Genomic DNA, 14,466 nt, shown 5'->3' on the forward strand with positions numbered 1-14,466 from the left:
CCCCACGACCTAGGTGTCGGACGATTCGGCTTCCGCGTCCACGAACGGGTGCTGGTCGACGAAGGTGCGCGTGTCGGCGTACATCCGCTGGATGAACTCCTCGAGCTGCACCCGCTCGACGCGCCACTGGCCCCGCCCACCGATCTTGATCGCCGGCAGCTCGCCGCGACGGACCAGCGCGTAGACCTGCGCGCCGGAGGTGTTGAGCACCTCCGCGACGTCGGCGAGCGTCAGGAAGCGGGGGTCGTCGGCCATGGGGCCATCGTGCCACCGCGCGCCCGGCTCCCGTCGCCGCCCGGCCGTCCCTGTGGAGAGACAGGTGTGAAGTCCGGCTGGTGCGGCAATGATGGCATCGTGCCTCGGACCACCTCTCGGACCTTCTCTCGCGGCTCGTCCCGTCACGCCCCGTCGCCCGCCGCCTCGACGACCACCCGCGCCACCGACGTGCCGCCCGCCACGCGGGCCACGACGCCCGGGTGGCGAGACCCGCGGTTGTGGATCGGGGTGGCCCTGGTGACGGGGTCGGTGGTGGCGGGCGCGCGCATCCTGTCCGGTGCCGACGACATGACCTCGGTGTGGGCCGCCTCGTCCGACCTGGTGGCGGGGCAGACGCTCACCGCCGACGACCTCGAGGCCACCCGGGTGCGCTTCGACGAGTCCGCCGACCACGACCGCTACCTCGGCGTCGACGAGGAGCTGCCCGCAGCGCTCACCCTCACCCGGCCGCTGTCGGCGGGCGAGCTGGTGCCGGCCGGCGCGCTGGGGGAGCAGGCGGCCGACGACACCGTGTCGTTGTCGATCGCGGTCGCCCCCGAGCACGTCCCCACCGACCTGGTCCGCGGTTCGCGGGTCGACGTGTGGGTCGTGGCCGACCGGACCCTCGCGCAGCGTCGCGGCGGTGCGGCCGCCGAGCTCGTCCTCGGCGACGTCGCGGTCCTCGACGCCCCGGTGGTGTCCGACGCCTTCGCATCGGCGACCAGCCGACAGCTCGTCCTCGCCGTCCCCGAGGCCGACGAGGAGCAGCTCGGCGAGGTCCTGGCCGCCGTCGGCGACGACCGGGTCCGCGTCGTCGGCAGGGGGTGACGACGTGATCTGCGTGCTGCTGCTCGCGGCCGGCGAGGCATGGGAGTCACCGGCCCTCACCGACCTCGAGGCACACCCGGGGGTGGTCGTCCTCAAGCGCTGCGTCGACGTCGACGACCTGCTCGCCGCCGTCACGAGCGGCCAGGCCGACGTCGCCGTCGTCTCCCTCGACGCCCCGGGCCTCGACCCGGCGAGCGTCGCCCACCTCCGCCGCCATGCCGTGCGGCCGGTCGCCGTGACCTCGGCGCTCCCCGAGGACCTCGACGCCCGCGAGCACGCCGGACGCCTGGGCATCACCGCACTGGTCGGCAGGGGGGAGCTGGCGTCGCTGCCACGGGTGGTCACCATCGTCGAGGACGTCACCGACACCCGCGTGCGCGACGACGTGCCGGTCCACGACGTCGAGGTCGACCACGTGCCCGCGGTCGAGCCCGGTCGTCTCGTGGCCGTGTGGGGTCCGGCCGGTGCCCCCGGGCGTACGACGGTCGCGACCAACCTGGCGTGGGAGCTCGCCCGGCGCGACGCGGCAGTGGTGCTCGCCGACCTGGACCCCTACGGCGGTGCCGTCGCCCAGCAGCTCGGCATCCTCGACGAGGTGTCCGGCCTGCTGTCCGCCTCCCGTCTCGCGGCCGCCGGCCAGCTCGACGACCGCTTCCCCTCGGTCTGCCGAGGCGTCGGGGACCACCTGGCCGTGGTCACCGGCCTGCCGCGCGCCGACCGGTGGCGGGAGGTGCGCGCGGCGCAGGTCGACCAGCTGCTCGAGCGGGCGCGCACCCACGGCCAGGTCGTGGCCGACACCGGGTTCAGCCTGGAGGACGACACCGGCTCCGACTTCGGCGGTCGTCCCGGGCGCAACGCCCTGACCCTCGCCGCCCTCGAGCAGGCCGACGAGGTGGTCGTCGTGGGCTCGGCCGACCCCGTGGGACTCACCCGGCTCGCCCGCGGGCTGGTCGAGCTGCGCGACCGTGCTCCCGGCACGCCGGTGCGCGTGGCGGTCAACCGGATGCGGTCCTCGATCGGGTGGTCGGAGAAGGAGATCGCCGGCATGGTCGAGGGATTCAGCCGGGTCGCCGGCCTGCACTTCCTGCCCGACGACCGCGCCGGGCTCGACCAGGCGCTGGTGAGCGGTCGCCCGGTCGCCGAGCTGGGCGCCTCGCCGCTGGTGCAGGCCCTCGCCGCTCTCGCCGACGCGGTGTTCCCGGCCCACGCCCGCGGGGGCGCCGACGGTCCGTCCGTGCGGACCCGCCTGCGACGGGGTCGCACCTCGACGGGACACGGAGGAGGGCGACGATCCGCGGGTTCCAGATGAGGCAACTCAAGATGTCAAAATTCTGAAAATCATCAAGATTCAACGTACTTTGGGTTCTGATTCCAAGGGAGAACCTAAATGTCACGTCACCTTCGCATCGCTGCCATCTCCAGTCTCGCCGTCGTCCTGGCCGCTTCGCCGGCGTCGGCCAAGCTGTTCCAGGGCACGACCGGCGACGACACCATCATGGGCAAGAACCGCGCCGACAAGATCATGGCCATCGGCGGCCAGGACAAGGTGACGGCCCGGGATGGCAACGACAAGGTCTATGCCGGCAACGGCCACGACACCGTCAGCGGCGACGACGGCGACGACTGGATCACCCTCCAGCCCGGCAACGACTGGGGCTCGGGCGGGCTCGGCAACGACTCCATCGACGGCGGCCAGGGTGACGACGTGATGTACGGCGGCGAGGGCAACGACAAGCTGACCGCCGGCGCCGGCAACGACATCGTGCACGGCGAGGGCAGCAACGACCTCGTCGGCGGCGGCGAGGGCGATGACCAGCTCTTCGGCGGGGACGGCATCGACAAGCACATCGGCAACGACGGCAACGACTGGATCGACGCCGGGCCCGGGGACGACGGAGCGATCCAGGGCGGTCCCGGCAACGACGTGCTGATCGACGGCGAGGGCAACGACGTCAAGATCAAGGGCGACGAGGGTGACGACACCGTCTTCCTCGGCCCCGGTGCCGACAAGGTCTTCGCCGAGCAGGGCAACGACACGATCTACGTGCTCCCCGACGGCCAGCAGGACAAGATCCACTGCGACGACCCCACTCAGGGCGACAGCGGCAACGCCGACCGGGTGGTCTACATCGGCTGGCGCGACCCCGCCGACGTCATCGACTACCGCGGCTCGTGCGAGATCATCGAGGTCACCGACGTGCTGCCGGCCGGCTGGCCCTACGGCCCGGTCCAGCGCTGAGTCAGGCGGCGAACAGCAGGTACAGCCCGCCCACGGTGAAGAAGACCATCGCCACCAGCAGGGGCAGCTGACCGGTGAGCTGGTGCCGTCGTGGCAGCAGCTTGATCGCACGGTCGTGGGCGGCCACCACGCCGACGACGTGGCCGAGCGTGACCGCAGCGACCTTGCTCACCGCGAGGAACGTCGGGTGCGCCGAGAGCCAGTAGTTGACCTGCAGGTCGGCCGTGCCGAGGTAGTTGTCGCCCCGGCTGAAGGGGTCGCTGAGCTGGATGAGCGTCTGCTGGCCGTACTCGACGAAGTAGGTCAGGTAGTGGGCCACGATGTAGCCCACGATGATCGGGATCACCGAGTGCGCGAACTGGTTGGGCAGCGTCCGGCGCGGGATGTCGCTCCTGACGCCCGTCGCCATCGTGGCGACGGTCAGCACCAGCGCGACGCCCGCCGAGAAGGTGATGAGCGCCAGGGTGTCGGGCCACACCCGTGACGTCGACATCGACTGCACGAGCTTGAGCCAGGGGGTCGACTCCCGGAAGGAGTCGAACGCGGTGCTGCCGAACAGGACGCCGACCACCATCACCAGACCGGGCCGCGGGACCACGGTGTCGAGGTTGGCGAGCGGGCTGCGCAGGACCAGCACGCCGTCGCGGCGGCCCCAGATCGACAGCTTGGCGACCAGCGAGGAGTAGACCTCGAACGGGTCGGCACGGGCGAGGAACGTCGTACCCCACAGGGCCGAGCCGATGAACATGATGCCGAGGTAGGCCGCGCACCAGAACCGGACCGGCCCGACGTCGGTGGAGTAGGGGTAGACCAGCTCGAGCCAGACGAACGCGAACAACCCGGCCGCGGCCGGCCAGTAGCCGAGGCGGGCGGGGTAGACGTACAGGCCCTCGCCCTCGGGGACGCCGGAGATCTTCGCGAACAGCATGCTGATCGTGCGTGCCGGGCTGATCGCGCGGAACACCGGCCCGAGCAGCAGCGACGCCGGAACGAGGCCGACCCACAGGATCACGTAGAAGGTGCCGAGGAACGGGTTGATCAGCGTGTCCTCGCCGAACACCGCGGCCGCGGCGACGTAGAGGAAGAACGCCATCCCGAGCACGCGGGCGGCGATCGCCAGCGCGCGCGACGACACGATGCGGTCCAGCCACTCCGGAGCCGGTCGACCACTGGTCGCCGCGTCGTAGCGCGGCTCGCGCCACGCCACCGCCAGCACGGTGAAGGAGACGACCAGCGCGGCGACGGCACCTGCGATCGCCAGCTCCGACGGGATCGGCAGGTCCTTGGCGCCGCCGAGGCCGTGCGCCGAGATCGAGCCGCCGACGGCGAGGGGGGTCAACGGACTTCGAGCTGGAGCAGGATCACGTCGGGCTCGTGGCTCTCCACCTCGACGACGCCCGGACGGTCGATCACGATCTCGTGCTCAGAAGTTCCCGCTTCGTAGGCGATCTCCTGCTCGGGCGTGCTGTGCACGTGGAGCTCACCGGCCTCGTCGGCCTCGATCGTCAGCACCAGGGTCTGGTCGATCCCGAGCTCGACGCGCTCCCCGTTGGGGGTGAAGGAGTCGCCCTCGCGCGTGACGGTGACGGCGACGCCGTCGGCCGTGCTGCTGGACCCCGAGTCGGACGGGGAGGAGCTGGCGCTCTGGTCGGTGGCCGGCGGGTCGGTGTCCCCGTCTCCGCCGCAGGCGCTGAGCGAGGCGGCCAGGACGAGGACGAGGGGGGCGAGGCGCGTGACGACGCGACCGGACACGAGGATCTCCTTTGCAGCTGCACGGGCAGGCAGCGACCACGGCACCCGCCGGGTCACTGCCTCTGCCAGAATCCCATGCGGGACAAGATCGTCGACGAGAGGGCATCAGATGAGCGAGCGGCTCCGGCCGCGGGACCTGGCCATCCTGGCCGCAGAGTCCCCCACGACGCCCATGCACAACGCGACGGTGGAGATCTTCGACCCGGGGGAGTCCGGCTTCGACCACGACCGGCTCGTGCAGCTGATCGCCGACCGGATCGCCTTCGTCCCGCGCTACCGCCAGCGCCTGCAGCTGGTGCCGGGGCGGCTGGCCAACCCGGCCTGGGTGGACGACGAAGGGTTCGACCTCGGCTACCACGTACGACGCTCCGCGCTGCCGCGCCCGGGTTCGATGGAGCAGCTGCGCGAGCTCGTCGCGCGCATCGCGTCGCGGCCGCTCGACCGGAGCCGTCCGCTGTGGGAGTGCTACTTCGTGGAGGGCCTCGAGCACGGCCACGTCGCGCTGCTGACCAAGAGCCACCAGATCCTCGTCGACGGCCGCGAGACCGTCGACATCGGCCAGGTGCTGCTCGACACGTCCCCGGACCGGTCGACCCTCGGGCACGACGACGACTGGCGCCCGGGCCGCCCGGCCGGGCCTGTCGCGGCTGCCCTCACCGCGGTCACGGACAGCCTCGAGAGCCCGCGCACGCTCTGGATGACCACCCGCGCCAATGCCGAGTCGCTCGGCCGCGCGGCGTCGGCCTCGGGCGCCCGGGTCGCCGAGGTCGCCAATGCCCTCGCCGGACGCGGCCCCGTGCACTCCACGCCGGTGCACCGCCGGCTCTCGCAGCAGCGCCGGTTCGTCACGGTGCACACCGAGCTCTCCGACTACCGTGCGATCCGAGAGGTGCACGGCGGCACGGTCAACGACGTCATCCTGGCCACCATCGCCGGCGGGCTCCGCGGCTGGCTGATGGCGCGCGCCGAGTCGCTGGGCGGGCTGCGGACCATCAAGGCGATCGTGCCGATGTCGGTCATCGACGACGAGCTCGAGCCGACGTCGCTCGGCAGCCAGATCACCGGGCACCTCGTGCACCTGCCGATCGGCGAGCCCAGCCCGGTCGTGCGGCTGCACCAGGTCAGCTACGACCTGCGGGCGCACCGCGACAACGGCCGCAACGTCTCGGCGCGTCGGCTGTCCGGCATCGCCGGCTTCGCCCCGACGACGTTCCACGCCCTGGGAGCCCGGCTGGCCACGGCCGAGCTGCGACGCGGCTTCCACGTCTCCGTCACCAACGTGCCGGGGCCGCAGTTCCCGCTCTACGCCGACGGCGCCCGGATGCTCGAGTCCTACCCCGTCCACCCGCTGCTGCCCGACCACCCGCTCGCCATCGGCGTCACGTCGTACGACGGCGGGGTGTTCTACGGCATCACGACCGACCGCGACGCCGTGCCCGACGCCGACGTCCTCGGCCAGTGCCTGCTCGAGGCGCTCGACGAGCTGAAGGACTCGGCCTCCGACACCCGGCCGCGCGCCCCACGCGGGCGCAAGCACGCAGCCGCGAAGGAGAAGACGTGACCCGCCGCTACCTCCCGTCGTCGCTGCCGCGGCTGGCCGAGGACTGGGCGGCCGACGGCCCTCGCGTCGTCGACCCGGTCCTCGCCCCGGACGACGGCGAGGAGGGCGAGTACGTCGCGCTGATGACCGCCGCGGACGCGTCCGCCGAGCTGGTGGCCGGTCTGCCCGACGGCCGGCGCCGTCGGGTGGTCGTCGTGGCCGAGACCTCCGCCGCCGACGGTCCGGTCCGCTGGCGCGACGTGGTCGCGGTGCACGTCGACACCGAGGACGACGCGGACGCCGACGACGACCTGGCCTGGTGGGCCACCCAGGAGATCGGCGACCTCCTCGCCTCCCAGTGATCGTGCCCGTTGATCCAGCACTTTGAGGCGTGAAGGCGGGTCTGACACCATCAGCCGCATGGACGCGATCACCTTTCCTCCGGCTCCCACCAACGAGCCGAACCTGACGTACGCCCCTGGCAGCGCGGAGCGGGAGACCCTCGTCGCCGAGCTGGCCCGGCTGGAGAAGAAGCAGCAGTCGTTCCGTGCCGTGATCGGCGGCAAGCGGCGCAACGGCGGCGGCGCGGAGATGAAGGTCGTCCAGCCGCACGACCACGCCCACGTGCTCGGCACCTTGAAGAACTCAACGGTCAAGGACGCCGAGGCCGCGGTGAAGGCCGCCAACGACGCGGCGCCGGCCTGGCGGGCGATGCCGTTCGACGAGCGCTGCGCGATCATCCTCAAGGCTGCCGACCTGCTGGCCGGCCCGTGGCGCCAGACCCTGAACGCCGCGACGATGCTGGGCCAGTCGAAGACGGCCTTCCAGGCCGAGATCGACGCCGCGTGCGAGCTGATCGACTTCTGGCGCTTCAACGTCCACTACGCCAAGCAGATCCTCACCGACCAGCCGATCGCGAACAGCCCGGGCATCTGGAACCGCACCGACCACCGTCCGCTCGAGGGCTTCGTCTACGCGATCACGCCGTTCAACTTCACCGCGATCGCGGGCAACCTGCCCACCGCTCCGGCGCTGATGGGCAACACGGTGATCTGGAAGCCGTCCCCGACGCAGCAGCTCGCCGCTTCGCTGACGATGGAGCTGCTGGAGGAGGCCGGCATGCCGCCCGGCGTCATCAACATGCTCCCCGGCGACGGGCTCGACGTGTCGAAGGTGGCGCTCGGTCACCGCGACCTCGCGGGCATCCACTTCACCGGCTCCACGCCGACGTTCCAGCACCTGTGGCGCACGGTGGGGGAGAACATCACCGGCTACCGCTCCTACCCGCGCATCGTGGGCGAGACCGGCGGCAAGGACTTCATCGTCGCGCACCCGTCGGCCGACCCCGACGTGCTGCGCACGGCGATGATCCGTGGTGCCTTCGAGTTCCAGGGCCAGAAGTGCTCGGCCGCCTCGCGTGCCTACGTGCCGAAGTCGGTCTGGGCGAAGATCAAGGACCAGCTGATCGCCGACACCGACGCGCTGGCGATGGGCGACGTCACCGACTTCACCAACTTCATGGGTGCCGTGATCGACGACCGCGCGTTCGCCAAGCACAAGGCCGCGATCGCGCGTGCCAAGCGGCAGAAGCACCTCACCGTGCTCGCCGGCGGCCAGACCGACGACTCGGTCGGCTACTTCGTCCGGCCGACGATCATCGAGTCCACGGACCCGACCGACCAGATCTTCGCCGACGAGTACTTCGGCCCGATCCTCGCCGTGCACGTGTACGACGACGCGCGCTTCGAGAAGGTCGTGGAGCAGATGGAGTCGTTCGCCCCCTACGCCCTGACCGGCGCGATCATCTCGCAGGACCGTGCGGCCATCGCGTGGGCGCGCAAGACGCTGCGCTTCGCCGCGGGCAACTTCTACATCAACGACAAGCCCACCGGCGCCGTCGTCGGCCAGCAGCCCTTCGGCGGCGGTCGCGCGTCCGGCACCAACGACAAGGCCGGTGCCGCGGTCAACCTGCTGCGCTGGACCTCGCCGCGGTCGATCAAGGAGACCTTCGTGCCCCCGAAGGACCACCGCTACCCGCACCAGGGCTGACGTCCCGACGCCCGAGCGGATGGGGGAGGATGGGGGCGTGCTCGCCCCCGTCCTCCCGCTCCGCTCCCTGTGGCACATGGGGGCGCTGCACCCCTACGAGCAGGCGCTCACGCTGCTGCTGGCGTTCGGGCCGTTCGTGGTGCTCGGCCTGGTGATCTGGCGCCGGCGTGGCGAGGACGACGGAGCGGTGTCCGAGAAGGACCCCGCGTCGGCAGAACCCCCGTCGCGCACCCCTCCCGCGGGCTAGCGGGAGGCGAGCCACTCCACGCCGGTGCGGTGCTCGGTGTCGAGCGCCTTGCCCAGCATGTCGGCGACGAGGCCCTCGATCTTGCCGCCGACCAGCGGCAGCCGCACGGTCACCTCGAGGTCGACGCGCTCGGTGGTGCGCCCGCCCGACTCGACCAGCGTCGCGGTGCCGGCCATCTCGCCCGGCTTGCCGGGGATGGCCATCTCGACGTCGGCGCGCTCGGTCGTGCGCCACGTCTCGACCTGCACGATCCGGATCTCGTCGCCGACGAGCCTGGTCGCGAACGACGGCAGGCCGGAGGACGACTGCACCTGCTCGATCGTGACGACGCCGCCCTCGACGGTGACGCTGCCGCGCACGACCCGCATCCGCTCGAGCACGAGCTCGCGGAAGGTCCGGTCGGTGAGCATCGCCGCCACCTCCTCGAGCGAGGCGTCGTAGGTGAGCTCCTTGACCACGCGCTTGCCCATCCAGGCTCCTCCGGGGTGCTCGTCCGAGCGGCCGGGGCGGACGCCCCGACCGGTGCCGACATCATGGCCGACGGGGTCGACGGGGGCGAGGACCGGCACCCTCATCACGCCCCGACGGGCGAGGTGACCCCCGGGTACCGACCCGTGTTGTGACGGTCACACCGCGGGTTCTAGTGTCGGAGCGTGGCGACGCCTGAGGAGACCAAGGACCAGCAGCTCGACGCAGCGACGGCAGCCCGTCCGGAGTGGGGTGACCTCGTACGCGCCTACTACCGCCACGTCGCTCCCGACGAGGTCGCCGAGCGGTCCCCGGAGGACCTGCTGGGTGCCGTCTCCTCCCACCGCGATCTCGCCTCCTCCCGCCCGCAGGGCACGGCCGCCGTCCGTGTCGTGACCCCCACGATCGCCGACGCCGGCTGGTCGGCGTCGGGCCGATCGGTCGTCGAGGTGGTCACCGACGACATGCCGTTCCTCGTCGACTCGGTGACGATGGAGCTCAACCGGCTCGGGCACAACGTGCACTCGATCATCCACCCGCAGTTCGCCGTCGAGCGCGACATCACCGGCGAGCTCCAGCACGTGCACGCCCACGAGGCGCAGGGAGGCCCCCGGGCGGCCGTCCAGGCCGAGACCCAGCCCTCCGCCCAGGAGGGTGCGGAGTCGTGGATGCACGTCGAGATCGACCGCACCGACGACGACGAGGCGGCCGAGATCACCGAGGGCCTCCAGCGGGTGCTGCGCGACGTGCGCGAGTCCGTCGAGGACTGGGAGAAGATGCACACCCAGGCCCTCGCCGTGGTCGACGAGCTCGACCAGGACCCGCCGCCGCTCGCGGCCGAGGAGCTGCGTCAGGGCCGTGACTTCCTCACCTGGCTGGCCGACGACCACTTCACCTTCCTCGGCTACCGCGAGTACCAGCTCGAGGCGGAGGAGGGAGCGCCCGAGGAGTGCGGCCTGCGCGCCCTCCCCGGGTCCGGCCTCGGCATCCTGCGCCACGACCAGGACCTGTCCGCCTCCTTCGCCAAGCTGCCCCCGCTGGTGAAGGCCAAGGCCCGCGAGAAGAAGCTGCTCGTGCTGGCGAAGGCCAACTCCCGTTCCACCGTGCACCGCCCCGCCTACCTCGACTACGTCGGCGTCAAGACGTTCGGCCCCGACGGCGAGGTCGTCGGCGAGCGCCGCTTCCTCGGCCTGTTCTCCAGCGCCGCCTACACCGAGTCGGTCACCCGCATCCCGGTCCTGCGCGAGAAGGTCACCGAGGTCATGCGCCACGCGGGCTTCGACCCCCGCAGCCACGCCGGCAAGGCGCTGATGGACACGCTGGAGAACTACCCGCGCGACGAGCTGTTCCACACCTCGCCCGACGAGCTGGCGCCCGTCGCGCAGGACGTGATGAGCGCCCGTGAGCGCCGCCAGCTGCGTGCGTTCGTGCGCCGCGACACCTACGGCCGCTACGTCTCGGTCCTCGTCTACCTGCCCCGCGACCGCTACAGCACCGCGGTGCGCGAGCGGTTCGCCGCCATCCTCACCGAGGAGCTCGGCGGCGAGCACGTCGAGTTCACCGCGCGGGTCAACGAGTCCACGACCGCCCACGTGCACTTCGTGGTCCACCCGCCCAAGGGCGGCCAGATCCCCGAGATCGACGTCGCCGACCTCGAGCGCCGGCTCACGGAGGCGTCGCGGTCGTGGCGCGACGACTTCGTGGCCGCCGTCGTGAGCGAGCACGGCGTCGACGAGGGTTCGAGGCTGGCGAGGGCCTGGGCCAATGCCTTCCCCGAGGCGTACAAGGAGGACTACCAGGCGCAGCGCGGATCGGCCGACCTCGGCCGGATCGAGGCCATCCCGGGCGAGGTGGGCATCGACCTCGCGCTGTTCGACCAGGACGAGCGCGGCGGCCACTACCGCCGCGGCGAGTCGCGGCTCAAGGTCTTCCGGGTCGGCGAGCCGCTGTCGCTGAGCGCGATGCTGCCGATGCTCACGTCGATGGGCGTCGAGGTCGTCGACGAGCGTCCCTACGAGCTCACCGGGCTCGCCCGGCCGTCCTTCATCTACGAGTTCGGCCTGCGTCACGGCCGGACGCTCGCTCCCCGCGAGCGCACCCTGTTCGCCGAGGCGTTGCGCGCGGTGTGGGACGGCTACAACGAGATCGACGGCTTCAACCAGCTCGTCCTCGCCGCCGGGCTGACGTGGCGCCAGGCGACCGTGCTGCGGGCGTACGCCAAGTACCTCAAGCAGGGCAACTCGCCCTTCGCCCTCGACTACATCGAAGAGGCGCTGCGCAGCAACGTCGACATCACCCGGCTGCTCGTGGAGCTCTTCGAGTCGCGCTTCGACCCCGGTCGCGGCGACCGCGGGCTGGAGCACGACGCCGAGGCGCGGGTGGCCAAGGTGGAGGCCGTCGAGGAGCGGCTCGCCAAGGCCCTCGACGACGTCGTCAGCCTCGACCACGACCGCATCCTGCGGTCCTACCGCACGCTGGTCCGGGCGACGCTGCGCACCAACTTCTTCCAGCGCTCAGCCGACGGCGAGGTGCACCCCTACATCTCCTTCAAGCTCGAGCCGTCGGCCATCCCCGACCTGCCCGAGCCGCGCCCGCGCTTCGAGATCTTCGTCTACAGCCCCCGCGTCGAGGGCTCTCACCTGCGCTTCGGCGCGGTGGCCCGCGGCGGCCTGCGCTGGTCGGACCGTCGCGACGACTTCCGCACCGAGGTGCTCGGACTGGTCAAGGCGCAGATGGTGAAGAACACCGTCATCGTGCCGGTCGGGGCGAAGGGCGCGTTCTTCTGCAAGCAGCTCCCCGACGCCTCCGACCGTGACGCGTGGCTGGCCGAGGGCGTGGCCTGCTACAAGACCTTCATCTCCGGCCTGCTCGACATCACCGACAACCTCGTCGACGGCGTCACGGTGCCGGCCCGCGAGGTCGTGCGGCACGACGGTGACGACTCCTACCTCGTCGTCGCCGCCGACAAGGGCACCGCGACGTTCTCCGACATCGCCAACGGTGTGGCCAAGGACTACGGCTTCTGGCTGGGCGACGCGTTCGCCTCGGGTGGCTCGGTCGGCTACGACCACAAGGCGATGGGCATCACCGCCAAGGGCGCCTGGGTGTCCGTGCAGCGGCACTTCCGCGAGATGGGCGTCGACTGCCAGGCCGAGGACTTCACCGCGGTCGGCATCGGCGACATGTCCGGCGACGTCTTCGGCAACGGCCTGCTCTGCTCCGAGCACACCCGGCTGGTGGCCGCCTTCGACCACCGCGACATCTTCATCGACCCCTCGCCCGACGCCGCGCCGTCGTACGCCGAGCGGCGCCGCCTCTTCGACCTGCCGAGGTCGAGCTGGAAGGACTATGACGCCTCCCTCATCTCCGAGGGCGGCGGGGTGTGGCCGCGCTCGGCCAAGTCGATCCCGGTGTCAGCCCAGGTGCGCGAGGCCCTCGGGCTCGCCGACGGCGTCACCTCGCTGACGCCCGCCGAGCTGATGAAGGCGATCCTGGTCGCGCCGGTCGACCTGCTGTGGAACGGCGGCATCGGCACCTACGTGAAGTCGTCGGAGGAGACCAACGCCGACGCCGGCGACAAGGCCAACGACGCGATCCGCGTCAACGGCGAGGACCTGCGCGCCCGGTGCGTGGGCGAGGGCGGCAACCTCGGCTTCACCCAGCTCGGGCGGGTGGAGTACGCCCGGTTCGGAGCCGGCGGCGACGGCGGTCGGATCAACACCGACTTCATCGACAACTCCGCCGGCGTCGACACCTCCGACCACGAGGTCAACATCAAGATCCTGCTCGACCGCGTCGTGCGGTCGGGGGCGATGGGCGAGGACGCCCGCAACGAGCTCCTCGCCGAGATGACCGAGGAGGTCGGCCTGCTCGTCCTGCGCGACAACTACGAGCAGAACCTCGCGCTCGCCAACGCCCAGGCCCACGCGCCGTCGCTGCTGCACGTGCACGAGGACTGGATGCGCGCGCTGGAGAAGCGCGGCGTGCTCAACCGCGAGCTGGAGGGACTGCCCAGCACCCGCCAGGTCCGGCGCCGCCTCGACCGCAAGCAGGCGCTGTCAGCGCCCGAGCTGTCGGTGCTGCTCGCCTGGACCAAGATCGTGCTGGCCGAGGAGCTCGTCGACTCCGACCTGCCCGACGACCCCTACCTGCGCGAGGACCTGCTCGCCTACTTCCCGAGCCGCATGAAGCCCGACCTCGAGGCGGCCATCGAGGACCACCCGCTGCGGCGCGAGATCATCGTGACGCAGGTGGTCAACGACCTCGTCAACGGCGCCGGCATGACCTTCTGGCCCCGCCTGCAGGGCGAGACCGGGGCCACCCCCGCCGACCTGACGAGGGCCAACTTCGTCGCCCGCGAGATCTTCGGCTCCCTTCCCCTGCGCCACGAGATCGCCGCGCTCGACAACCAGGTGCCGGCCGAGCGCCAGACCCGGATGCGGATCGAGATGCGCACGCTGGTGGAGCGCGCGTCGCGCTGGCTGGTCACCACCCGGCGACCGCCGCTCGACTCCGGCGCCACGGTCGAGTTCTTCCGCGGCCCCGTCCAGCGGGTCATGGCCGAGCTGCCCGGCATCATGAGCGGGCACGAGCTCGATGACTACCGCGGCCGCGAGAAGCGGCTCACCGACCAGGGTGTGCCCGGCGACCTCGCCTCCCGTGTCGCGGTCCTGGCGTCCGCCTACGCCCTGCTCGGCATCGTCGAGACCGCCGACCGGCTCGACCTCGACCCGGTCGAGGTGGCCCGGGTCCACTTCGCGCTGGGGGAGCGGCTCGGCCTGCCGGCGCTCGTGGAGCGGATCTTCGCCCTGCCCCGCGACGACCGGTGGCAGACGATGGCGCGGGCCGCGGTGCGCGACGACCTCTACGGCGTCCACCAGCAGCTGACCGCCCAGGTCCTCGGGTCCACCGACGCCGCCGACTCGGCGCCCGCTCGGGTGGCCGCCTGGGAGGACGCCGACGAGGAGCTGGTGGGCCGCGCGGCGTCGACGCTGGAGGAGATCTGCCGCGAGGAGACCGCCGAGCTGGCCCGCCTGTCGGTCGGCCTCCGGGTGGTGCGCGGCCTGCTGTCCTGAGCCGGATGGGTCC

General features: G+C 71.7%; 12 protein-coding genes. 8 read left to right on the plus strand and 4 right to left on the minus strand.

What is annotated here, in order from left to right:
- Positions 1-9: 9 nt before the first annotated feature.
- Positions 10-255 carry a helix-turn-helix domain-containing protein gene (locus JOD65_RS08560; RefSeq protein ID WP_191196326.1) on the minus strand — a complete coding sequence of 82 codons (246 nt, stop codon included), beginning with the start codon at positions 253-255 and terminating at the stop codon, positions 10-12.
- Between the two features lie 99 nt (positions 256-354).
- On the opposite strand from JOD65_RS08560, the gene JOD65_RS08565 reads away from it, so the two are divergent.
- The 3 genes from JOD65_RS08565 to JOD65_RS08575 all read left to right on the plus strand — a co-directional run bounded on the left by JOD65_RS08565 (position 355) and on the right by JOD65_RS08575 (position 3,322).
- Positions 355-1,083: a CpaB family protein gene (locus JOD65_RS08565; protein WP_191196327.1), complete on the plus strand. Its 729-nt coding sequence runs from the start codon at positions 355-357 to the stop codon at positions 1,081-1,083.
- Positions 1,084-1,096: 13 nt separating this feature from the next.
- The gene (locus JOD65_RS08570; protein WP_204811042.1) at positions 1,097-2,392 is read left to right on the plus strand and encodes a CpaE/TadZ family protein; all 1,296 of its coding nucleotides are present in this window, start codon (positions 1,097-1,099) and stop codon (positions 2,390-2,392) included.
- A gap of 78 nt (positions 2,393-2,470) precedes the next feature.
- Positions 2,471-3,322 (plus strand): calcium-binding protein, encoded by an 852-nt coding sequence (locus tag JOD65_RS08575; protein ID WP_191196329.1) that lies wholly within the window; start codon positions 2,471-2,473, stop codon positions 3,320-3,322.
- Position 3,323: 1 nt separating this feature from the next.
- On the opposite strand, the gene JOD65_RS08580 is transcribed toward JOD65_RS08575, so the two are convergent.
- Positions 3,324-4,661, minus strand: a complete 1,338-nt coding sequence (locus JOD65_RS08580; protein ID WP_191196330.1) for a hypothetical protein — start codon at positions 4,659-4,661, stop codon at positions 3,324-3,326.
- On the minus strand, positions 4,658-5,074 hold the full coding sequence (locus tag JOD65_RS08585) for a hypothetical protein (RefSeq protein ID WP_191196331.1): 417 nt from the start codon (positions 5,072-5,074) through the stop codon (positions 4,658-4,660). The genes JOD65_RS08580 and JOD65_RS08585 overlap by 4 nt, the downstream gene beginning before the upstream one ends.
- A 109-nt stretch (positions 5,075-5,183) precedes the next feature.
- Between JOD65_RS08585 and JOD65_RS08590 the strand changes: the two genes are divergently transcribed.
- Genes JOD65_RS08590 through JOD65_RS08605 form a run of 4 tightly spaced genes read left to right on the plus strand, consistent with a single transcriptional unit; the run spans position 5,184 to position 8,910 of the window.
- A complete protein-coding gene (locus JOD65_RS08590) occupies positions 5,184-6,635 on the plus strand; it encodes a WS/DGAT/MGAT family O-acyltransferase (protein WP_191196332.1) in 1,452 nt (483 codons plus the stop codon).
- On the plus strand, positions 6,632-6,976 hold the full coding sequence (locus JOD65_RS08595) for a DUF6912 family protein (RefSeq protein WP_191196333.1): 345 nt from the start codon (positions 6,632-6,634) through the stop codon (positions 6,974-6,976). The genes JOD65_RS08590 and JOD65_RS08595 overlap by 4 nt, the downstream gene beginning before the upstream one ends.
- A 58-nt stretch (positions 6,977-7,034) precedes the next feature.
- Positions 7,035-8,663 carry an L-glutamate gamma-semialdehyde dehydrogenase gene (gene pruA, locus JOD65_RS08600; RefSeq protein ID WP_191196334.1) on the plus strand — a complete coding sequence of 543 codons (1,629 nt, stop codon included), beginning with the start codon at positions 7,035-7,037 and terminating at the stop codon, positions 8,661-8,663.
- Positions 8,664-8,700: 37 nt separating this feature from the next.
- Entirely contained in the window at positions 8,701-8,910 is a 210-nt protein-coding gene (locus JOD65_RS08605; RefSeq protein WP_191196335.1) for a hypothetical protein, read from the plus strand.
- Here the strand turns inward: JOD65_RS08605 and JOD65_RS08610 are convergent.
- Positions 8,907-9,485, minus strand: a complete 579-nt coding sequence (locus JOD65_RS08610; RefSeq protein ID WP_204811044.1) for a DUF2505 domain-containing protein — start codon at positions 9,483-9,485, stop codon at positions 8,907-8,909. The genes JOD65_RS08605 and JOD65_RS08610 overlap by 4 nt on opposite strands.
- 78 nt (positions 9,486-9,563) lie before the next feature.
- Between JOD65_RS08610 and JOD65_RS08615 the strand changes: the two genes are divergently transcribed.
- Positions 9,564-14,453 carry an NAD-glutamate dehydrogenase gene (locus JOD65_RS08615; protein ID WP_191196337.1) on the plus strand — a complete coding sequence of 1,630 codons (4,890 nt, stop codon included), beginning with the start codon at positions 9,564-9,566 and terminating at the stop codon, positions 14,451-14,453.
- Positions 14,454-14,466: the final 13 nt, after the last annotated feature.

The organism is Nocardioides cavernae, assembly GCF_016907475.1.
Classification (GTDB): Bacteria; Actinomycetota; Actinomycetes; order Propionibacteriales; family Nocardioidaceae; genus Nocardioides; species Nocardioides cavernae.

What these genes read in the sequence shown, in the direction of transcription:
- JOD65_RS08560 (WP_191196326.1), bottom strand. Translation starts at nt 255, where the DNA reads ATGGCCGACGACCCCCGCTTCCTGACGCTCGCCGACGTCGCGGAGGTG.
- JOD65_RS08575 (WP_191196329.1), top strand. Translation starts at nt 2,471, where the DNA reads ATGTCACGTCACCTTCGCATCGCTGCCATCTCCAGTCTCGCCGTCGTC.
- JOD65_RS08590 (WP_191196332.1), top strand. Translation starts at nt 5,184, where the DNA reads ATGAGCGAGCGGCTCCGGCCGCGGGACCTGGCCATCCTGGCCGCAGAG.
- pruA (WP_191196334.1), top strand. Translation starts at nt 7,035, where the DNA reads ATGGACGCGATCACCTTTCCTCCGGCTCCCACCAACGAGCCGAACCTG.
- JOD65_RS08610 (WP_204811044.1), bottom strand. Translation starts at nt 9,485, where the DNA reads ATGAGGGTGCCGGTCCTCGCCCCCGTCGACCCCGTCGGCCATGATGTC.